Here is a 20,505-nt window from a genome sequence, read left to right as displayed (position 1 = left end):
TGGGGGCAACACGACCAAGGAGAACCGGAGTTGACCGACAGCGCCGACCACACCGTGTCCCCCGCGGCTCCCGCCCCGGGGGACGGGCCCGGCGGCTATCCCGCCGCCCGGCTGCGGCTCCTCCAGCAGGACACCGCCACCGGCCCCGACCGCCGCGCCGCCCTGGCCCGCCTCACCGACGACTGGCTCGCCGCCCTGCTGGCCCGGGCCGCCGGCCCCGGCACCCCCGGCACCGCACTGGTCGCCGTCGGCGGCTACGGACGCGGCGAACTCTCCCCGCGCAGCGACCTCGACCTGCTCCTGCTGCACGACGGCCGCGCCAACACCGGCGACCTCGCCGCCCTCGCCGACCGCCTCTGGTACCCCGTCTGGGACCTCGGCCTGGACCTCGACCACTCCGTCCGTACCCCGGCCGAGGCCCGCCGCGCCGCCCGCGACGACCTCAGGGTGCAGCTGGGCCTGCTCGACGCCCGCCACCTCGCCGGCGACCCCGAACTGACCGCGGCGGTCCGCACCGCCGCCTACGCCGACTGGCGCGCGAGCGCCCCCCGGCGGCTGCCGGAACTCCGCGAACTCTGCCAGGAGCGCGCCGCCCGCCAGGGCGAACTCCAGTACCTCCTCGAACCCGACCTCAAGGAGGCCCGTGGCGGCCTGCGGGACGCCACCGCGCTGCGCGCCATCGCCGCCTCCTGGCTCGCCGACGCCCCCCGCGGTGGACTGGAGGCCGCCCGCACCCGGCTCCTGGACACCCGGGACGCCCTCCACCTCACCACCGGGCGCGCCACCGACCGGCTCTCCCTCCAGGAGCAGGACCAGGTCGCCGGCGCCCTCGGCCTGCTCGACGCGGACACCCTGCTCCGCCGGACCTACGAATCCGCCCGCACCATCGCCTACGCCGCCGACGTCACCTGGCGCGAGGTCGGCCGGGTGCTGCGCGCCCGGTCCGTCAAACCGGTGCTGCGCGGGCTGCTGCCCGGCCGCGCCGCCGACCGCGGCGAACGCTCCCCGCTCGCCGACGGCGTCGTCGAACTCGACGGCGAGGCGGTGCTGGCCCGCACCGCCCGCCCCGAACGGGACCCCGTCCTGCTGCTGCGCGCCGCGGCCGCCGCCGCCCAGGCCGGACTGCCACTGGCCACCCACGCCATCCGCCGCTGCGCCGCCGCCGCGCCGCTCCCGGTGCCCTGGCCGGCCGAGGCCCGCGAGCAGCTGGTCACCCTCCTCGGCGCCGGCGCGCCCACCGTGCCCGTATGGGAGGCCCTGGAGGCCGAGGGCGTCCTCGCCCGCCTGCTGCCCGACTGGGAACGCGTCCGCTGCCGCCCCCAGCGCAACCCCGTCCACACCTGGACCGTGGACCGCCACCTGGTCGAGACCGCGGTCCGCGCCGCCGCGCTGACCCGCCGCGTGCACCGGCCCGACCTGCTGCTGGTCGCCGCCCTGCTGCACGACATCGGCAAGGGCTGGCCCGGCGACCACGCGGTGGCCGGGGAGACCATCGCCCGCGACGTCGCCGCCCGGCTCGGCTTCGGCCCCGGCGACACCGCGGTGATCGCCACCCTCGTCCGGCACCACCTCCTCCTCGTCGAGACCGCCACCCGCCGCGACCTGGACGACCCGGAGACCGTCGGCGCGGTCGCCGAGGCCGTCGGCGGCACCGGCACCCTGGAACTCCTGCACGCCCTCACCGAGGCCGACGCGCTCGCCACCGGGCCGGCCGCGTGGAGCTCCTGGCGCGCCGGCCTCGTCGCCGCCCTCGTCCAGCGCGTCGCCGACCGGCTGGCCGGGGAGCCGGCGCCGGAGGCGCGCGGCACCGACGCCCCCACGGCCGAACAGGAGCGCCTGGCCGTCGAGGCCGCGCGCACCGGCGGCCCCGTCCTCACCCTGCGTCCCCGCCCCGAGACCGGCCCGCCGGCCACCGCCGACCCCGCCGAACCGGCCGGCGCCGCGACGGACACCGCCCCCGAACCGGTCGGCGTGGAACTCCTCATCGCCGTCCCGGACCAGCCCGGCGTGCTGCCCGCCGCGGCCGGCGTGCTGGCGCTGCACCGCCTCACCGTCCGCGCCGCCGACCTGCGCACCCTCGACCCGCTCGGTCTCGGCCCCGTGCTGCTGCTGAGCTGGCGGGTGGCCGCCGAGTACGGTTCGCTGCCCGAGGCCGGCCGGCTCCGTGCCGACCTCGTCCGCGCCCTGGACGGCTCCCTGGACGTCCCCGGCCGGCTCGCCGAACGCGAGCGCGCCTACGCCCGCCGCTCCCGCGCCGCCCCGGCCCCGCCGCCGCGCGTCACCGTCGCCGCCGGCAGCTCCCGCACCGCCACCGTCATCGAGGTCCGCGCCCAGGACGCGCACGGACTGCTGCACCGGATCGGCCGCGCCCTGGAGACGGCCGGCGTCGCCGTGCGCAGCGCCCACATCAGCACCCTGGGCGCCAACGCCGTGGACGCCTTCTACGTCACCGACCCCCACGGCCGCCCGCTCCCCGAAGCGGAGTCCCACAAGGTCGCCCGCACAGTGGAGGACGCCCTCCAGGGCCCGGCCACTCCGAACACGTCGACCGCCCCGAACACTCCGACTACCGCGACCGCCCCGAACACCGCGAACGCTCCGACTACCGCGACCGCCCCGACTTCCGCGAACGCTCCGAACACCGCGACCACCTGACGGCAGCCACCGGAATACCCTCCGTCACCCCCGCGTTGTGGCCCGCAAGGGGCGCCCCCGCCCCCTACGGGATCCGTTCGCCCACCCCCTACGGCACCCCCCCCCGGCCCGTGCACCCCACCCCCGCGCCCCCTCCACAGATCCCGCTCCCCCCGGCCAGGGACCGGTTCGCTTGCGGGGCCGGATACCCTAGAACCCGACCGGACCCACGCCCCCGACCCCGAGGATCGACGACCGCCGTGTTCGATACGCTTTCCGACCGCTTGGCGAGTACTTTCAAAAACCTCCGGGGCAAGGGCCGCCTGAGCGAGGCGGACATCGACGCCACCGCGCGGGAGATCCGGATCGCCCTGCTGGAAGCGGACGTCGCCCTGCCGGTCGTCCGCTCCTTCATCAAGCAGGTCAAGGAGCGCGGCCTCGGCGCCGAGGTCTCCCAGGCGCTGAACCCCGCCCAGCAGGTCATCAAGATCGTCAACGAGGAGCTCATCGGCATCCTCGGCGGCGAGACCCGCCGCCTCCGCTTCGCCAAGCAGCCCCCGACGGTGATCATGCTCGCCGGCCTCCAGGGTGCCGGTAAGACCACCCTCGCCGGAAAGCTCGGCCGCTGGCTCAAGGCCCAGGGCCACTCGCCGCTGCTGGTCGCCTGCGACCTCCAGCGCCCCAACGCCGTCAACCAGCTCCAGGTCGTCTCCGAGCGCGCCGGCGTCGCCTTCTACGGTCCCGAGCCCGGCAACGGCGTCGGCGACCCGGTCCAGGTCGCCAAGGACTCCATCGAGTACGCCCGCTCCAAGCAGTACGACATCGTCGTCGTCGACACCGCCGGCCGCCTCGGCATCGACGCCGAGATGATGCAGCAGGCCGCCGACATCCGCGACGCGGTCTCCCCGGACGAGGTCCTCTTCGTCGTCGACGCGATGATCGGCCAGGACGCGGTCAACACCGCCGAGGCGTTCCGCGACGGCGTCGGCTTCGACGGCGTGGTGCTCTCCAAGCTGGACGGCGACGCCCGCGGTGGTGCCGCGCTCTCCATCGCGCACGTCACCGGCAAGCAGATCATGTTCGCCTCCAACGGCGAGAAGCTGGACGACTTCGACGCGTTCCACCCGGACCGCATGGCGTCCCGCATCCTCGGCATGGGCGACATGCTCTCGCTCATCGAGAAGGCTGAGCAGACCTTCAGCCAGCAAGAGGCCGAGAAGATGGCGGCCAAGCTGGCGAAGGGCCCCAAGGAGTTCACGCTCGACGACTTCCTGGCCCAGATGGAGCAGGTCCGGAAGATGGGCTCGATCTCCAAGCTCCTCGGCATGCTGCCGGGCATGGCGCAGATGAAGGAGCAGATCAACAACCTCGACGAGCGCGAGGTCGACCGCACGGCCGCGATCATCAAGTCGATGACCCCGGCCGAGCGCCAGGACCCGACGATCATCAACGGCTCGCGCCGGGCCCGTATCGCCCGGGGTTCCGGTGTCGACGTCAGCACCGTCAAGGGCCTCGTCGAGCGGTTCTTCGACGCGCGCAAGATGATGTCCCGGATGGCGCAGGGCGGCGGACTGCCCGGCATGCCCGGGATGCCCGGGATGGGGGGCGGCGGCGCCCGGAAGAAGAAGCAGATCAAGCAGGCCAAGGGCAAGCGCAAGAGCGGCAACCCGATGAAGCGCAAGGCCGAGGAGGAGGCCGCGGCGGCGCGCCGCGAGGCCGCGGCCGGCAGCGCCTTCGGTCTGCCGCAGGACAGCCAGGACCCGCAGAACTTCGAACTCCCCGAGGAATTCAAGAAGTTCATGAACTGAACCGGCGCCCGCCCGGCACCGTACGTATGGCGAGCCCCCGGCCACCTCTTCCGTGGCCGGGGGCTCGCCCGTTTCCGGTGCCCGCCGGTACGCGCGTTCCGGGGGCTCGTCCGTACGCGCGCGGGACGGCGCGCCGGCTAACGGGTGCGCGCGATCAGGTACCGGAAGACGTTCGCCATCCAGACCGTCCCGTCCGCCCGCTGGAACGGATGGAGCGCCTCGGCCAGCTCCTTCTCCACCTGCCGCGGCCCGGCCACCTCCAGCGCCTCCTCGAACAGTCCGGTCGACAGCATCCCGCGCACCGCGCTCGCCAGGTCCGCGTAGCCGAACGGGCAGGCCACCCGCCCTGACCCGTCGGGCCGCAGCCCCGCCCGGGCCGCCAGTTCCTCCAGGTCGTCCCGTCCGGCCGGCCGCCAGCCCGCGCCCAGGCGCTTCGCCGGGGCGACCAGTCGCTGCGCGATCCGCAGCACGCCGGCCGCCGCACACCGTTCCACCGGGCCCCAGCCGCCCAGCACCACCGCACTGCCCCGCTCGGCCAGCGCGGTCGCGGCTGTCAGCGCACCGGTCAGCTCCTCGGTACCGCCGCACCCCACCGGGTGGAACGCCGTGATCACGGTGAATCCCGCGTCCTCGGGTGCCGCGTCCGCCAGCCCGCCGCTCACCAGCCGGGTGACCTCCGGCATCCCGTCCGGAGTGAGCCGCTCGCGGGCCAGCTCCAGCCGGCTCTCGTCCGCGTCCACCCCGCTGACCTGCGCCCCGCGTGCGGCCGCGAGCAGCAGCGCCAGCCCGGAGCCGCAGCCCAGCCCGAGCAGCCGGGTGCCGGGCCCGATGCCCAGCCGGTCGTACGCGGCCTCGTACAGGGGGACCAGCATCCGCTCCTGGATCTCCGCCCAGTCGCGGGCGCGGGTGCCGGCCGTCGGGGCCGGGTCGTCAGGGTGCGCGGACGCGGTGTTCGGAATCTGGTGCCGCACGAGCGTGGGTGACATCGATAGCGCCCCTATTCGCCGAGAACCCGAAGCTGATCAGTACCGTCCGCCCCCGTGTTTCCGAGCGTTGTGCGCCCCCACGATCCAGACAACTGCGCATCCGACGGGGCGTCCAGAGGGTGCGCCGGGGTTTGGCTCCCGCGCGCCCCTGTGTGCGCCGGCCGCCGCGCTCCCGCAGCGCCGTTCCAGGGTGCCCCGGACAGTGCGGTCCCGCCACGGCAGCGGCGCCGCGCGCCGCCGGCCACCGCCGGAGCCCCCCGAAGGCGTCCCGCTCCGGCTGCCCTACGGTGGAAGGGCGGGGCCGGAGTCCACGGTGGTTCGTACCGTCGGTAACGTCGCCGGCGGCCGGCGCGCCGCCGTGCGGAGGTGTTACGCCATGTGGCGTACGCGGGGGTACGCGCCCTACGTACCGGCTTGCGGTCCACGGGCGCCTTCTCCGCAGATCGGCGCACCGCGTACGTGCCGCGCCCCCTGCCCGGAAACTGACCGGTACGTGCAAATTATTTGAGATGCCCCGGAATCGGAACACCGGGCGACTCCGGCTCGTTGTCACGACGTGAGCACGACACCGCCTGTTCTCGCCGCCGAGCTGGCGCTCGCGTGGGCCGACATTCAACGGCACCACCCCGAGCTGCCGGACCTGGCCGCGCCCGAGTCCCTGATCGGAGAGTCCTCGTCCGCCTGTGGCGCCGAGCTCTCCTTCGAACGGCTGCTCCACGAGGCAGTCCACGGCATCGCCGCCGCCCGCGGCATCCGCGACACCTCACGGGCAGGCCGCTACCACAACCGCCGGTTCCTGGCGATCGCCGAGGAGCTGGGCCTGGACCACACCGACGAGCCGCACCCCAGCAGCGGCTTCTCGCTGGTCACACTCAACCCCGAGGCCAGACGGCGCTACCGGCCCACCATCGAGCGGCTCACCAGAGCCCTCAGGGCCCACAGTGCCGCCACCGCCACCGACACCGCCCGCAGCTTCCGCGGGCCGGCCGCCCGGCACGGCTCCTCCGGGGGCGGCGTCCGCGTCAAGGCCGTCTGCGACTGCGGGCGCAACGTCCGCGTCGTCCCGTCCGTCCTGGCCCAGGCGCCGATCGTCTGCGGCGGCTGCGGAAAGCCCTTCCGGATCCCCGAGGTGGCCGCGGTCGGCTGACCTTCGGGCGTGTGGCACAATTGCCAGCTGTACTCGACAGTCGCACAGGACCCCTCTCTCCTCCGACTGACGCGTCCATCGGGGCCCCGAGTACCGCAACCCCACGTGGCATCTCGTTGTGCCCCACCACGTCAAGACCAGGAGACACCACTCCAGTGGCAGTCAAGATCAAGCTGAAGCGTCTGGGCAAGATCCGCTCGCCTCACTACCGCATCGTCGTCGCCGACTCCCGCACCCGCCGGGACGGCCGCGCCATCGAGGAGATCGGCCTGTACCACCCGGTGCAGAACCCCTCCCGCATCGAGGTCGACTCGGAGCGCGCGCAGTACTGGCTGAGCGTCGGCGCCCAGCCGACCGAGCCCGTGCTGGCCATCCTCAAGGTCACCGGTGACTGGCAGAAGTTCAAGGGTCTGCCCGCCCCGGCGCCGATGAAGGTCGCCGAGCCGAAGGCCGACAAGAGCGCCCTCTTCGAGGCCGCCGCCAAGGCTTCCGGTGACGAGCCGAAGGGTGAGGCCATCACCCCGAAGGCGAAGAAGGCCGACAAGAAGGCGGACGAGGCCGCGGCCGAGTCCACCTCCGAGTCCACCGAGGACTGAGCGTGCTTGAGGAGGCCCTTGAGCACCTCGTCAAGGGCATCGTCGACAACCCCGACGACGTGCAGGTAGCCTCGCGCACCCTGCGCCGCGGGCGCGTGCTGGAGGTCCGGGTCCACCCCGACGACCTCGGCAAGGTGATCGGCCGCAACGGCCGTACCGCCCGCGCCCTGCGGACCGTCGTGGGCGCCATCGGCGGCCGGGGCATCCGCGTCGACCTCGTCGACGTCGACCAAGTTCGCTGATCCAAGTTGAACACCGGCTCGGGCCGGGGAGGGCCTTCGGGTCGTCCCCGGCCCGAGCCGTATGTGACCGTGGAACCTGAGGGCACTCCTGGTCGGTGCCACGGTCACCCTCATATCGGATCCACCACCGCCACCATCAATTGAGGAACCCCGACGTTCCGCAACCACGTCCGCGAAAGCGGCGGCGGTTTAGCCGCAAAGGGAGCGCACAAGTGCAGCTGGTAGTCGCCCGGATCGGCCGCGCCCACGGCATCAAGGGCGAGGTCACCGTCGAGGTGCGCACCGACGAACCGGAACTCCGGCTCGCCCCGGGCGCCGTTCTCGCCACCGACCCGTCCGCCGCCGGGCCGCTGACCATCGCCACCGGCCGGGTCCACAGCGGCCGGCTGCTGCTGCGCTTCGAGGGCGTCACGGACCGCACCGCCGCCGAGGCGCTGCGCAACACCCTGCTGATCGCCGAGGTCGACCCCGAGGAACTCCCCGAGGACCCCGAGGAGTTCTACGACCACCAGCTGATCGACCTCGACGTCGTCACCCGCGACGGCACCGCCGTCGGCCGGATCACCGAGGTCTCCCACCTGCCCTACCAGGACCTGCTGATCGTCGCCCGCCCCGAGGGCGGCGAGGTCATGATCCCGTTCGTCGCCGAGATCGTGCCCGAGATCGACCTCCAGGAGCAGCGCGCGGTCATCGACCCGCCGCCGGGACTCCTCGACGAGAACGAAGCAGAGATCGCCTCCGGCCGCGAGGACAGCTGATGCGGCTCGACGTCGTCACGATCTTCCCGGAGTACCTGGAGCCGCTGAACGTCTCGCTGGTCGGCAAAGCCCGCGCCCGTGGACAGCTCGACGTGCGCATCCACGACCTGCGGCAGTGGACCCACGACAAGCACCACACCGTCGACGACACCCCCTACGGCGGCGGCCCCGGCATGGTCATGAAGCCCGAGCCGTGGGGCGCGGCGCTCGACGACGTCCTGGCGTCCGGCGAGGGCGCACCCGTCCTCGTCGTCCCCACCCCCAGCGGCGTCCCGTTCACCCAGCAGCTCGCCGTGGAGCTCTCCGCCAAGCCCTGGCTGGTGTTCACCCCGGCCCGCTACGAGGGCATCGACCGCCGTGTGATCGAGGAGTACGGCGACCGCCTGGACGTCCGCGAGGTCTCCATCGGCGACTACGTCCTGGCCGGCGGCGAGGCCCCGGTCCTCGTCATGGTCGAGGCCATCGCCCGGCTGCTGCCCGGCGTCCTCGGTAACGCCGCCTCCCACCAGGACGACTCCTTCGCCCCCGGGGCGATGGCCGACCTCCTGGAAGGCCCCGTCTACACCAAGCCCCCGGAGTGGCGCGGCCGCACCATCCCCGAGGTGCTGCTCAGCGGCCACCACGGCAGGATCGCCCGCTGGCGCCGCGACCAGGCGTTCCTGCGCACCGACCGCAACCGCCCCGACCTGATCGAGCGCGCCGACCCCGCCGCCTTCGACAAGAAGGACCGGGAAACCCTGTCCATCCTGGGATGGGCCCCCGGTGAGGACGGCCGATTTGGGCGGACGAGTCAGTCCATGGAAGAATGAGCCGCTGCTGTCCGCGCCCGGCGTGCGCCCCTGCCACAGGGGGAACGACGCCCGCCCGGCGGCCTGGCAGCGCCTCAGTCCTTCCGACATGATTCCGCTGATGACCTGTGGCATCAGCGAAGAAAGCAGCAGGTCATGAACCTCCTCGACTCCGTCGACTCCGCCGCACTGCGCAGCGACGTCCCGGCCTTCCGCCCGGGCGACACCGTCAACGTCCACGTCCGCGTCATCGAGGGCAACCGCTCCCGCGTGCAGCAGTTCAAGGGCGTTGTCATCCGCCGCCAGGGCTCCGGCGTGCGCGAGACCTTCACGGTCCGCAAGGTCAGCTTCTCGGTCGGCGTCGAGCGCACCTTCCCCGTGCACACCCCGATCGTCGAGAAGATCGAGGTCGTCACCCGCGGTGACGTCCGCCGCGCCAAGCTGTACTACCTCCGCGAGCTGCGCGGCAAGGCCGCCAAGATCAAGGAGAAGCGCGAGCGCTGAGCCGCGCCGCACCGGGCGGCGGCAAGCCGCCCCGGTGCACCGCGAGGCCACGCTCGCGACCGGCGTCCGGGCCCGGCCGGATAGGCTCTGGGCCCCATGGACACCGACGCACAGCTCACGGAGCGCGACCCCGCTCCGGACCCCGACCAGGGGCCGGAGTCGCGGTCGCGCTCCGCGCGTTTCCGGACCCGGGTGGCGCGCCTGCGGTACCGGCCGGTCACCCTCCTCGCGCTCTGCCTGACCTTCCTGTTCCTGCTCAGCACCTTCGTGGCGCAGCCGTTCCTGATCCCCAGCACCTCCATGGAGAACACCCTGCGGGTCGGTGACCGGGTCCTGGTGAACAAGCTCGCCTACCGCTTCGGCTCCACCCCGCAGCGCGGCGACGTCGTCGTCTTCGACGGCACCGGATCGTTCGTTCACAGGGAGCAGGAGGAGAATCCCGTCACGGGACTGCTGCGCAAGGCCGGCGCGGCACTGGGCCTGGCCCGGTCCGACGACACCGACTACGTCAAGCGCGTCATCGGCGTCGGCGGGGACCATGTGACCTGCTGCGACAAACGGGGGCGGATCAACGTGAACGGTGAGCCGGTGACCGAGGGGTATCTCCATCCCGGGGACGCGCCCTCCGAGGTCCCCTTCGACATCGTGGTGCCGCCGGGCCGGCTCTGGGTCATGGGCGACCACCGCTCCCGGTCCAGCGACTCCCGCGACCACCTCGGCGAGCCCGGCGGCGGCACCGTCCCCGTCGACAAGGTGATCGGCCGCGCCGGCCTGATCACCTGGCCGGTCGGCCGCTGGGGCTCCCTCGACACCCCGGGGGCCCCGGCCCGTATACCGGCACCGGCAGGCACCCATGGGTAACCGCGGGCGCCCCCGCCACGGGCGCGAGACCCCCGGGAGCGGCAGGCGCGGGGGCACCGGCGGGACCGGCGAGGCCGACGGAGCGGCCGGCGGGCGGGCGACCGGCGGGCGGGCCGAGCGCCGCCGCCAGGCCAAGCGCATCAAGCGCCGCAGACGCCGCTCCTACCTCAAGGAAATCCCGATCCTGATCGGTGTGGCGCTGGCCATCGCGCTGGTCCTGAAGACCTTCCTGGTGCAGGCGTTCGTCATCCCGTCCGGCTCCATGGAGCAGACCATCAAGATCGGCGACCGGGTGCTGGTCGACAAGCTCACCCCGTGGTTCGGCGCCACACCGCACCGCGGTGACGTCGTCGTCTTCAAGGACCCCGGCGGCTGGCTCAAGGGTGAGCAGAAGCAGTCCACCGGCAGCCCCGGACCGGTCAACGACTTCCTGACCTTCATCGGGCTGCTGCCGTCCGCCGACGAACAGGACCTGATCAAGCGCGTGGTCGCGGTCGGCGGCGACACCGTCCGCTGCTGCGACGTCAAGGGCCGGGTCACCGTGAACGGCACGCCGCTCACCGAGCCCTACGTGCACCCCGGCAACCCGCCGTCCCAGCTGAAGTTCACGGTGAACGTCCCCACCGGGCGGATCTTCGTGATGGGCGACCACCGCTCCGACTCGGCGGACTCGCGCTACCACCTGGACGAGCCCTACGACGGCACGGTGTCGGTGGACAACGTCGTGGGCCGGGCCGTCGTCATCGCCTGGCCGTTCAGCCACTGGCGCTTCCTGGAGGAGCCCGACACCTTCACCGGCGTGCACGACGCGCCGGGTGCCAAGGCATCGGCCGCGATGGGAACGCATAGGGTGTCACCCGAGAGTTTGACCGTACTCCCGACCCCTGCGGAACTCCCGCTCGTTATGGGAGTGGTGGGCCTGCACCGGTTGACGGGCAGGCGAGAGCGCGGAGTGAGGAGCAGATGTGGGGGACTTGGCGGTCGGCGCGCGGTCCGGAACCGAAGAGCCCGAAGAGCCGGCGGGACGCGGTGAGTCCGCGCCGCAGGCGGCGAGTTCCGTACATCGGCCACAGGCGCAGTCAGGCGGGTCCGCAGCGGGCCTGCCGCACACCGATCCATCGAAGCAGTCGGACGACACAGCGGCCGACGAGGAGGCGACCGGCAGCGTGACCAAAGGCAAGAAGCCGCGTGCCTTCTGGAAGGAGCTGCCGATCCTCATCGGCATCGCCCTGCTCCTCGCCCTGCTGATCAAAACGTTTCTGGTGCAGGCGTTCTCGATCCCGTCCGACTCCATGCAGGACACCCTCCAGCGCGGGGACCGGGTGCTGGTCGACAAGCTGACGCCGTGGTTCGGCTCCAAACCGCAGCGCGGCGAGGTCGTCGTCTTCCACGACCCGGGCGGCTGGCTCAACGAGACCCCCACTCCGCAGCCCAACCCCGTCCAGAAGGTGCTCAGCTTCATCGGCCTGATGCCCTCGGCCGAGGAGAAGGACCTGATCAAGCGGGTCATCGCGGTCGGTGGCGACACCGTCGAGTGCCAGGGCAGCGGCCCGGTCAAGGTCAACGGCAAGGCGCTCAAGGAAGACTCCTACATCTACCCCGGCGCCACCCCGTGCGGCGACCGCCCGTTCGGCCCGATCCACGTCCCCAAGGGCCGGATCTGGGTGATGGGCGACCACCGCGACGACTCCCTGGACTCCCGCTACCACCAGAACCTCCCCGGTAACGGCACGGTCTCCGAGGACGAGGTCGTCGGCCGCGCGTTCACCATCGCCTGGCCCGTCAACCGCTGGGCGACCCTCCCCGTGCCGGACACCTTCGACCAGCCCGGGATCAACAAGGCGATGGCCGCGGCGCCGCCCGCGCTGGGCCTGGCCGGCGCGGTCCCGCTCGTGATCTGGCGTCGCCGGAGGCTGACCGCGGCGCGTAACCACGGGTAAGGTGCCGTCCCGGATCTTCGACGCGGGCCCGGCCCGCGGGGCGGGAGCACTGGGATGAGCGGTACGGAACGTACGACGGACGGCCACGGCCGGACCACGGGCAGAGTGCTGTCCGGTCTGGCCGTGGCCGTCGGCTGTGTGCTCTTCCTGGGCGGCTTCGTCTGGGGGGCGCTGCTCTACCGCCCGTACACCGTGCCCACCGACTCCATGTCGCCCACCATCGCCGCGGGCGCCCGCGTCCTCGCCGAGAAGGTGAACGGCTCCGAGATACGCCGCGGCGACATCGTCGTCTTCAAGGACACCACCTGGGGCGACCTGCCGATGGTCAAGCGGGTCGTCGGCGTCGGCGGCGACCGGGTCGCCTGCTGCACCAAGAAGGGCCTGCTGACCGTCAACGGAACCCCCGTCGAGGAGCCGTACCTCCGCGCCGCCGGCCCCGCCTCGCCCGTCGGCTTCAAGGCCGTCGTCCCCAACGGCCAGCTCTTCCTCCTCGGCGACCACCGCAGCGACTCCCTCGACTCCCGCGTCCACCTCACCGACGGCGACAACGGCTCGGTGCCGCGCAGCGCCGTCGCCGCCCGGGTCGACGCCCGCGCCTGGCCGCTCGGCAGCGTCGGCATGCTCCAGCGCCCCGAAAGCTTCACCGCGCTCCCCGGAGGCACCTCCCAGCCGGGCCCGCTCCGGCCCATCGTCCTCGCCGTCGCCGCCGGCGCTGTGCTCATCCTTGGTGGTGCGGCATACGGGCCGATCGCACGGAGGAAGGGACGGAGTCGTGGGCGTGGGTGAGCCGGCGGGGGAGCGGGAGAGGGGGCAGCGACCGGAGGTGTGCGGCGAGGCGCTTGCTGAGCGTGAGGCCGGAGCGACGGCTGAGGCCGTTGAGGCTGACATCACTGATGGCGCTGATGGGGTTGATGGAGCTGACGAGGCCCGGGGCGGGGCTGTGCGCCAGGTTTCCCGGGTCGTGCTGCTCGACCCCGAGGACCGCATTCTGCTGCTCCACGGCTTCGAACCGGACCGTCCGGCGGAGACCTGGTGGTTCACCCCCGGCGGCGGCCTGGAGGGCGGCGAGACCCGCGCGGAGGCGGCTCGCCGGGAACTCGCCGAGGAGACCGGCATCACCGGCGTCACCCTCGGCCCGCTCCTGTGGAAACGCCGCTGCGCCTTTCCGTTCGACGGGAGACGCTGGGAGCAGGACGAGTGGTACTACCTGGCACGCACCCACCGGACCGCCACCGATACCGCCGGCCACACGGACCTGGAACGCCGTAGCGTCTCCGGACTGAAGTGGTGGACCTCGGAGGAACTGTCGGCGTCGCATGAGACGGTGTATCCGACCAGACTCGCCGAGCTGCTGCGCACGCTGCTCGACGAAGGGCCCCCGAGTGCGCCGGTGCTCCTGGAGACCGAGAGGGTCTGACGCACAATAGGGGGACGCACGGCTGAAGGGGATCTGCCATGAGCGCCGAGGACCTCGAAAAGTACGAGACCGAGATGGAGCTGAAGCTCTACCGGGAGTACCGCGACGTCGTCGGGCTGTTCAAATACGTGATCGAGACCGAGCGTCGCTTCTACCTCACCAACGACTACGAGATGCAGGTGCACTCGGTCCAGGGTGAAGTGTTCTTCGAGGTCTCGATGGCCGACGCCTGGGTCTGGGACATGTACCGCCCGGCCAGGTTCGTCAAGCAGGTGCGGGTGCTCACATTCAAGGATGTGAACATCGAGGAGCTGAACAAGAGCGATCTGGATCTTCCGGGGAGCTGAGGCTTCCGGGCGGAGCCGAGGCTTCGGGGCGAGCTGAGGCTTCGGGCTGAGATTTTGCGCCGGCCCGGCTGGAGGGCTGTCGGCTGCTGGGCGGTGGCCGGTCGGCGATATGCCTGTTCGTCGCTCTGTCGGGTGACGAAGTTATCCACAGCCGGGCGGTTATCCACCAAGATCCAATAGATCCGTGCGGAGGCGTCACAGTCGGTGCCGGAGGTGGTACCGCATGAACGCCACACAGGCCGGCCGACAGGCCGCCACCGCGGAAGCAGCAGCACGTACGGGACAGCACACCACGTCGAGGAACGGCACTCCGGCAGACCCGAGGCGCCCCGGCGGACCAGCGGCGGGGAGCCACGGTCCGGGGCCGAGGGAGCGGCCCCCGGCGTCGCGAACAGCGCGGACGGCGCGGACGGTGAAGCCGGCCCGAACGGCGAAAACGACGGCACCCACCCCACCGACGACCTCCCGCGGCGCCCTCGGCCGATACGGCGAGGACCTGGCCGTCCGGCGGCTCACCGAAGCCGGGATGCGGATCCTCGACCGCAACTGGCGCTGCCGCTACGGAGAGATCGACATCATCGCCGTCGATGGTGACGCCCTGGTCGTCTGCGAGGTCAAGACCCGCCGCGCGGGCTGGTACGAACACCCCATGGCCGCCGTGCGGCCCGAGAAGACCGCCCGGCTGCGCCTGCTCGCCGAACGCTGGCTGGAACGGCACGGCGGCCCACCGCCCGGCGGCGTACGCATCGATGTCATCGGTGTCCTGCTGCCCGCCCGCGGCGCCCCCGTGGTCGAGCACGTACGAGGGGTGGCGTGATGGGATTCGCCCGTACCTGCTCCGTCGCCCTCGTAGGCGTCGAAGGAGTCGTCGTCGAGGTCCAGGCCGACCTGGAGCCCGGCGTGGCCGCCTTCACCCTCGTCGGGCTGCCCGACAAGAGCCTGGTCGAGTCCAGGGACCGGGTCAGGGCCGCTGTCGTGAACTCCGGCGCCGAGTGGCCGCAGAAGAAGCTCACCGTCGGCCTCAGCCCGGCATCCGTCCCCAAGAGCGGCAGCGGCTTCGACCTCGCCGTCGCCTGCGCCGTCCTCGGCGCCGCCGAACGGCTCGATCCCCGCGAGCTCACCGACCTGATGATGATCGGCGAACTCGGCCTCGACGGCCGCGTCCGCCCCGTCCGCGGCGTGCTGCCCGCGGTCATCGCCGCCGCCGACGCCGGCTACCGCCAGGTCGTCGTACCGGAGCAGACCGTGGCCGAAGCCTCACTCGTCCCCGGCGTCTCCGTCCTCGGCATCCGCAGCCTGCGGCAACTCATCGCCGTGCTCGCGGACGAACCGGTCCCCGACGAGGAGAACCCCCTCGACGAAGGCCGCCCCGACCCCCTGCTGGCCGGCCTCGTGATGCCCGGCACCGGAGTCACCCCCGGCCTGCCGCAGGGCGACCACGTCCCCGACCTCGCCGACGTCGCCGGCCAGCACAACGCCCGACGCGCCCTGGAGGTCGCCGCCGCCGGACGCCACCACATCTTCTTCAAAGGCCCGCCGGGAGCAGGCAAAACCATGCTCGCCGAACGCCTCCCCGGACTGCTCCCACCGCTCACTCCCAAGGAGTCCCTGGAAGTCACGGCCGTCCACTCGGTCGCCGGCACTCTCCCACCGGGACAGCCACTGGTGCACCGCCCGCCCTACTGCGCCCCGCACCACTCGGCGACCATGGCCTCCCTCGTCGGCGGCGGAACCGGCCTGCCCCGCCCGGGGGCCGTCTCGCTCGCCCACCACGGCGTACTGTTCCTGGACGAGGCCGCCGAATGCAGTCCGCGCGTCCTGGACGCGCTCCGCCAACCACTCGAATCCGGCCATATCGTCGTGGCCCGCGCCGGCGGGATGCTGCGGATGCCCGCACGCTTCCTGCTCGCCCTGGCGGCCAACCCATGCCCGTGCGGACGGCACGGCACCACCGCCGGCGGCTGCGAATGCCGGCCCTCCTCGATCCGTCGCTACCGCGCCCGGCTCTCCGGACCGCTGATGGATCGCGTCGACCTCCGGATCGCCGTGGAACCGGTCGCCCGCTCCGAACTGATCGCGTTCGGCCGCGGCGCCGAATCCACCGCCACCGTCGCCGAACGCGTCCGCGCCGCCCGTGAACGCGCCGCAGCCCGTTTCGACGGCACGCCCTGGCTGACCAACAGCGAGGTACCGGGCCATGAACTGCGCACGCGCTGGCCAGTACACCCCGGAGCACTCGCCCAGGCCGAACGCGACCTCGAATGCGGCCTCCTGACCGCCCGTGGCCTCGACCGCGTCCTCCGTGTCGCCTGGACCGCAGCCGACCTCGCCGGCCGCGACCGCCCGACGAAAGAGGACGTCAACTGGGCGCTGGAACTCCGGACGGGGGTACGACGCGGCGCAACAACGACAGCAACAACGACGGCGACTACGACGGCGACGGGAACGGCGACCGGCACGGCACAGAGAGCGCGAAGGGACGCGGGCACGGGGCCCGGGGCCGGACTGCGTCTGGCTGCCACCGCCACGTCGACTCCACAACCGAGGGGCGACGCACGGCCGAAGGCGAGCGCGGAAGGGCGGCAGAACGCCGAACGGGAAGAGCCTCCGGGCGCGGATACAGCGGATACAGCGGATACAGAGGTGGAGGCAGAGACGGAGACGGGGCTGGAGGCGGAGGTGAAAGGCGCGGCGGCGCCAACGGCCACCGCAGGTACCCCGGCGAAGACAGCCCCGGGGAAGCGGCCCCAAGAGACGCCGGATTCCCGCCTGCAGTCGCCGGATTCGCTTCTGCTGAGCGCCCTCGCCCGCTCAGCGGAGAACGGAAGTGAACGATGAACACCCTCGACGAATGGGGCTTCGTCACAAGCGGGGAGGAGCCGGGGCCGAGGCGGGAAACGGGTTCCGGACCGAGCCGGGACACAGGCCGTGCGTCGAGGCGCGGCACAGGGCACCGGGCGAAGCCGAAGGCGGAGACCAGGCAGCCGAGCACGGCTTCCGCCGCCCGAAAGCACCCCGCACCCCACCCCGTATCCACCACGCTCGAAACCTACGAACCACAGCGAGCGGCCCGCGCCGCCCTCACCCGCATCCTCGAACCCGGTGACGAAACCGCCGGCCGCTGGCTGCGCGAGATGGGCCCGGTCGCCCTCTGGCACGCGCTCTCCCAGGACAACGCGCCCCCGCCCCTCGGCGCCGGCCCGACCAAGATCGCGGGTCTCCGGTTACGCGCCGCCCGAGCCCGCCCCACGGCAGATCTCGCCGCCGTCGCCGCGCTCGGCGGCCGCTTCCTCTGCCCAGGCGACGAGGAATGGCCCGGCCAGTTGGACGATCTCGGTGACACCCGGCCCATCGGCCTCTGGGTGCGGGGCAGAGCCAACCTGCGGATCTGGGCGCTGCGCTCGGTCGCCGTCGTCGGGGCGCGCGCCTGTACCGAATACGGCGCCCACCTCGCCACCACCCTCGGCGCCGGGCTCGTCGACCGCGGCTGGACAGTCGTCTCCGGTGCCGCGTACGGCATCGACGGCGCCGCCCACCGAGGTGCCCTCGCCGCCGACGGCCCGACCGTCGCCGTGCTCGCCTCCGGCGTGGACCACCCCTATCCGCGCGGACACACCGAGTTGATCGACCGGATCGCCGAACAGGGGCTGGTGGTCGCCGAGTTGCCGCCCGGCGACCACCCCACCCGGAGCCGCTTCGTCCAGCGCAACCGCGTCATCGCCGCCCTCACCCGCGGCACGGTCGTGGTGGAGGCCGAACTCCGCAGCGGCTCACTCGTCACCGCCCGGCGCGCCCTGGCCCTCGGACGCTTCACGATGGGTACGCCCGGCCCGGTCACCAGCGGACTGTCCGCCGGAGTGCATCAACTCCTGCGCGGCGAGGCGACGGTGGTCACCGACGCAGACGAGGTCGTCGAACTCGTCGGCAGCATCGGGGACCTCGCGCCCGAGCGTCGCGGCCCGACCCTTGCCCGCGATCTGCTCGACCCGGCCGCGCTCCGCGTCCTCGAAGCCCTGCCCGCTCGCGGTGGCGCGGATACCGGTCACCTGGCCCGGGAGTCGGGCACGCCCCGTGACCTCACCCAGGGCAAGCTCTTCGAGCTTCAGTCCCTCGGATTCGTTCAAAGGTGCGGTGAGCGCTGGGAGTTGGTGCGACGCGTCAACTCGACCGAAGGTTCCCGGCGAGGCGGTACTTGACCTGGCGCGAACGGGTGAAAGGGTGAGGGGAATGACCGCAGAATCCAGATTTGCCGCGCTTCGGCAGGTGTGGCCGACTCCTTGGGTACCGACGGCAAGGCGCAGCGTACGCGCGGGTTCCCGCCCGCCGCGGCGCCGCGTTCGCCCGTACCGCCCGCCAGGTGTGCCGCTCCGGCCAACGCGTTTCCGGCACTCCTTCCGGGTGCCGCCGTGTCGCGCGAAGTAACCCTGGGGTGCGGGCAGCGGAACGTATCTGCGCACACCCAACCCGACTTCCTCGCGCACCGCGACGCCTCGGTCACGCTACGCTCACGACAGTTCAAGCCTCATACACCCACCCACCCCCGTCTCGGCAGAACGGCTCAAGGCGACGAATGCCCCAGCACACCTCCGGGTCTGACCGCGCGGCAGTACCACCCGCCGCGTGCGGCAGCGTGCGCCCCGCCCCGCCCACCTCGCTCGACGAGTTGTGGCGCTCCTACAAGGCGTCAGGCGACGGACGCCTGCGGGAACAGCTGATCCTGCACTACTCACCGCTGGTCAAGTACGTCGCGGGCCGTGTCAGCGTCGGACTGCCGCCCAACGTCGAGCAAGCCGACTTCGTCTCCTCCGGAGTCTTCGGACTGATCGACGCCATCGAGAAATTCGAGCCCGAACGCTCCATCAAGTTCGAGACGTACGCCATCACCCGCATCCGCGGCGCGATGATCGACGAACTGCGCGCCCTGGACTGGATCCCACGATCCGTACGCCAGAAGGCCCGGGCCGTGGAACGCGCCTACGCCACCCTCGAAGCACAGCTGCGCCGCACGCCGACCGAGGCCGAGGTCGCCGACGAGATGGGCATCCCGCTGGAGGAGCTGCACGGCGTCTTCAGCCAGCTGTCCCTGGCGAACGTGGTCGCGCTGGAAGAACTCCTCCACGTCAACGGCGAGGGCGGCGAACGCCTCAGCCTCATGGACACCCTGGAGGACACCGCCGCGGACAACCCCGTCGAGATCGCCGAGGACCGCGAACTGCGACGGCTGCTGGCGCGCGCCATCAACACCCTGCCCGACCGCGAGAAGACCGTGGTCACCCTCTACTACTACGAGGGCCTCACTCTCGCCGAGATCGGCAACGTACTCGGCGTCACCGAGAGCCGGGTCAGCCAGATCCACACCAAGTCCGTACTCCAGCTCCGGGCGAAGCTGGCAGACGTGGGGCGCTGAGGGCCGGCGGTCCTCCCAGGCGAGGACCCGAACCGGCGGTGGCCGGGACGGAGGCTGGGCTTCGCCGAGACGTCGTCGGGCAACCTGGGCAGCCGGCTGTTGCGGACCGCTCCTGGACTGACGGGTCAGGACTGCGCCTCTGGACCAAGTGATGAGGGACGACAGGCCGGCAGGTCCAACCGGGGAGCACCGGCCGACAGCGTGCCGCGGGCGAATCGGCCCTGGCCCGAGGCAAGGCCGGGCGCGGCTGACCGCACCGACGCCGATCCGTGTCGCGATGCGGAGTGCCACGGCCAGGACCCCATCCGTACAGTGGTGACGTGCCCAGGATTCGAGCGGCCTCGGTGGCCGAGCACCGGACGATGCAGCGCGGCGCCCTCTTGGACGCCGCTCGCACCTTGTTGTCCGAGGGCGGCACGGAGGCGCTGACCTTCCCTGCCCTCGCCGAGCGCACGGGACTCGCGCGCTCCTCCGTATACGAGTACTTCCGCTCCCGTGCGGCGGTCGTCGAAGAACTGTGTGCCGTCGACTTCCCCGTATGGGCCGCGGAGGTCGAGGCGGCGATGGAGAGTGCCGAGACACCCGAGGCAAAGGTGGAGGCGTATGTGCGCCGGCAGCTGGCGCTGGTCGGCGACCGCCGCCACCGCGCCGTCGTCGCCATCTCCGCAGGGGAGCTGGACGCCGGGGCACGGGAGAAGATCCGCGCGGCGCACGGCGGACTGATCGCCATGATCGTCGAGGCGCTCGCCGCGCTCGGACACGCGCAGCCGCGCCTCGCCGCGATGCTGCTCCAGGGCGTCGTCGACGCCGCGGTCCGCCGCATCGAACTCGGCGCCGCCGAAGACCCGGAGGAGATCACCGAGGCGGCGGTAGCCATGGCGCTCAAGGGAGTACGTGGCTGAAGGCCGACGCGGGCCTGGGGTGAACCGTGGGTGCGTCGGGCGAGGCTCGTGCGTGCCGCCCGTCTCATGCGGGGCATACCCCGAGACACTGCTTGGCCTCCCTCCCCCGGGGGCCCGCCCCGCCCCCCACCCCCACCCCCCGCCCCGGGCCCACCCACCCCCGCCTCC

General features: G+C 72.5%; 19 protein-coding genes and 1 pseudogene. 19 read left to right on the top strand and 1 reads right to left on the bottom strand.

Translation table 11 applies throughout. The features are described from left to right. Positions 1-30 precede the first annotated feature (30 nt). A complete protein-coding gene (locus tag ACRAS8_RS10425; RefSeq protein WP_438485660.1) occupies positions 31-2,655 on the top strand; it encodes a [protein-PII] uridylyltransferase in 2,625 nt (874 codons plus the stop codon). A gap of 239 nt (positions 2,656-2,894) precedes the next feature. Continuing rightward, a complete protein-coding gene (ffh, locus tag ACRAS8_RS10420; RefSeq protein WP_438485659.1) occupies positions 2,895-4,442 on the top strand; it encodes a signal recognition particle protein in 1,548 nt (515 codons plus the stop codon). Positions 4,443-4,579: 137 nt separating this feature from the next. Here ffh and ACRAS8_RS10415 read toward each other — a convergent pair whose 3' ends face one another. Then, entirely contained in the window at positions 4,580-5,428 is an 849-nt protein-coding gene (locus ACRAS8_RS10415; protein WP_438485658.1) for a methyltransferase domain-containing protein, read from the bottom strand. 556 nt (positions 5,429-5,984) lie between these two features. Here ACRAS8_RS10415 and ACRAS8_RS10410 point away from each other — a divergent pair. The 17 genes and pseudogenes from ACRAS8_RS10410 to ACRAS8_RS10330 all read left to right on the top strand — a co-directional run bounded on the left by ACRAS8_RS10410 (position 5,985) and on the right by ACRAS8_RS10330 (position 20,337). Next, positions 5,985-6,575, top strand: coding sequence for a hypothetical protein (locus ACRAS8_RS10410; protein WP_438485657.1), 591 nt, complete (start codon positions 5,985-5,987; stop codon positions 6,573-6,575). Between the two features lie 155 nt (positions 6,576-6,730). After that, entirely contained in the window at positions 6,731-7,171 is a 441-nt protein-coding gene (rpsP, locus tag ACRAS8_RS10405; protein WP_366330623.1) for a 30S ribosomal protein S16, read from the top strand. A gap of 2 nt (positions 7,172-7,173) precedes the next feature. Then, entirely contained in the window at positions 7,174-7,413 is a 240-nt protein-coding gene (locus tag ACRAS8_RS10400) for an RNA-binding protein (RefSeq protein WP_003980229.1), read from the top strand. Positions 7,414-7,625: 212 nt separating this feature from the next. After that, positions 7,626-8,171, top strand: a complete 546-nt coding sequence (gene rimM, locus ACRAS8_RS10395; protein ID WP_438485656.1) for a ribosome maturation factor RimM — start codon at positions 7,626-7,628, stop codon at positions 8,169-8,171. Continuing rightward, a complete protein-coding gene (trmD, locus tag ACRAS8_RS10390) occupies positions 8,171-8,980 on the top strand; it encodes a tRNA (guanosine(37)-N1)-methyltransferase TrmD (RefSeq protein ID WP_438485655.1) in 810 nt (269 codons plus the stop codon). Before rimM ends, trmD begins: the two co-directional genes overlap by 1 nt. Positions 8,981-9,115: 135 nt before the next feature. Then, the gene (rplS, locus tag ACRAS8_RS10385) at positions 9,116-9,463 is read left to right on the top strand and encodes a 50S ribosomal protein L19 (RefSeq protein ID WP_438485654.1); all 348 of its coding nucleotides are present in this window, start codon (positions 9,116-9,118) and stop codon (positions 9,461-9,463) included. Positions 9,464-9,559: 96 nt separating this feature from the next. Beyond that, the gene (gene lepB, locus ACRAS8_RS10380) at positions 9,560-10,324 is read left to right on the top strand and encodes a signal peptidase I (protein ID WP_438485653.1); all 765 of its coding nucleotides are present in this window, start codon (positions 9,560-9,562) and stop codon (positions 10,322-10,324) included. Then, positions 10,317-11,357 carry a signal peptidase I gene (gene lepB, locus ACRAS8_RS10375; RefSeq protein WP_438485652.1) on the top strand — a complete coding sequence of 347 codons (1,041 nt, stop codon included), beginning with the start codon at positions 10,317-10,319 and terminating at the stop codon, positions 11,355-11,357. Before lepB (ACRAS8_RS10380) ends, lepB (ACRAS8_RS10375) begins: the two co-directional genes overlap by 8 nt. Before the next feature lie 133 nt (positions 11,358-11,490). Then, complete coding sequence (gene lepB, locus ACRAS8_RS10370) at positions 11,491-12,264, top strand: signal peptidase I (RefSeq protein ID WP_438485651.1); 774 nt, start codon at positions 11,491-11,493, stop codon at positions 12,262-12,264. A 54-nt stretch (positions 12,265-12,318) separates the two neighbouring features. Further along, positions 12,319-13,050, top strand: coding sequence for a signal peptidase I (lepB, locus tag ACRAS8_RS10365; protein ID WP_438485650.1), 732 nt, complete (start codon positions 12,319-12,321; stop codon positions 13,048-13,050). A gap of 100 nt (positions 13,051-13,150) precedes the next feature. After that, positions 13,151-13,681 carry an NUDIX hydrolase gene (locus tag ACRAS8_RS10360; protein ID WP_438490412.1) on the top strand — a complete coding sequence of 177 codons (531 nt, stop codon included), beginning with the start codon at positions 13,151-13,153 and terminating at the stop codon, positions 13,679-13,681. A 38-nt stretch (positions 13,682-13,719) separates the two neighbouring features. After that, positions 13,720-14,028, top strand: a complete 309-nt coding sequence (locus tag ACRAS8_RS10355; RefSeq protein ID WP_003980220.1) for a DUF2469 domain-containing protein — start codon at positions 13,720-13,722, stop codon at positions 14,026-14,028. Positions 14,029-14,440: 412 nt separating this feature from the next. Then, positions 14,441-14,845, top strand: coding sequence for a YraN family protein (locus tag ACRAS8_RS10350; protein ID WP_438485649.1), 405 nt, complete (start codon positions 14,441-14,443; stop codon positions 14,843-14,845). Next, positions 14,845-16,443: pseudogene (locus ACRAS8_RS10345) on the top strand (YifB family Mg chelatase-like AAA ATPase); the annotation flags it as partial. The gene ACRAS8_RS10350 and the pseudogene ACRAS8_RS10345, both read left to right, overlap by 1 nt. Before the next feature lie 419 nt (positions 16,444-16,862). After that, a complete protein-coding gene (dprA, locus tag ACRAS8_RS10340; RefSeq protein ID WP_438485648.1) occupies positions 16,863-18,224 on the top strand; it encodes a DNA-processing protein DprA in 1,362 nt (453 codons plus the stop codon). Between the two features lie 374 nt (positions 18,225-18,598). Then, positions 18,599-19,435, top strand: a complete 837-nt coding sequence (gene whiG / locus ACRAS8_RS10335; RefSeq protein WP_438485647.1) for an RNA polymerase sigma factor WhiG — start codon at positions 18,599-18,601, stop codon at positions 19,433-19,435. Positions 19,436-19,797: 362 nt separating this feature from the next. Then, complete coding sequence (locus tag ACRAS8_RS10330; protein WP_438490411.1) at positions 19,798-20,337, top strand: TetR/AcrR family transcriptional regulator; 540 nt, start codon at positions 19,798-19,800, stop codon at positions 20,335-20,337. Positions 20,338-20,505 lie beyond the last annotated feature (168 nt).

It is taken from the genome of Streptomyces sp. S186 (genome assembly GCF_051603415.1).
GTDB lineage: Bacteria > Actinomycetota > Actinomycetes > Streptomycetales > Streptomycetaceae > Streptomyces.
This window is presented reverse-complemented; position numbering and strand designations above follow the sequence as displayed.

Excerpts from the sequence above, each read along its gene's own strand:
- whiG (WP_438485647.1), top strand. The coding sequence starts at position 18,599 with ATGCCCCAGCACACCTCCGGGTCTGACCGCGCGGCAGTACCACCCGCC.
- ACRAS8_RS10330 (WP_438490411.1), top strand. The coding sequence starts at position 19,798 with ATGCAGCGCGGCGCCCTCTTGGACGCCGCTCGCACCTTGTTGTCCGAG.
- ACRAS8_RS10355 (WP_003980220.1), top strand. The coding sequence starts at position 13,720 with ATGAGCGCCGAGGACCTCGAAAAGTACGAGACCGAGATGGAGCTGAAG.
- ACRAS8_RS10415 (WP_438485658.1), bottom strand. The coding sequence starts at position 5,428 with ATGTCACCCACGCTCGTGCGGCACCAGATTCCGAACACCGCGTCCGCG.
- trmD (WP_438485655.1), top strand. The coding sequence starts at position 8,171 with ATGCGGCTCGACGTCGTCACGATCTTCCCGGAGTACCTGGAGCCGCTG.
- lepB (WP_438485653.1), top strand. The coding sequence starts at position 9,560 with ATGGACACCGACGCACAGCTCACGGAGCGCGACCCCGCTCCGGACCCC.
- dprA (WP_438485648.1), top strand. The coding sequence starts at position 16,863 with ATGAACACCCTCGACGAATGGGGCTTCGTCACAAGCGGGGAGGAGCCG.
- lepB (WP_438485650.1), top strand. The coding sequence starts at position 12,319 with ATGAGCGGTACGGAACGTACGACGGACGGCCACGGCCGGACCACGGGC.
- rplS (WP_438485654.1), top strand. The coding sequence starts at position 9,116 with ATGAACCTCCTCGACTCCGTCGACTCCGCCGCACTGCGCAGCGACGTC.
- lepB (WP_438485652.1), top strand. The coding sequence starts at position 10,317 with ATGGGTAACCGCGGGCGCCCCCGCCACGGGCGCGAGACCCCCGGGAGC.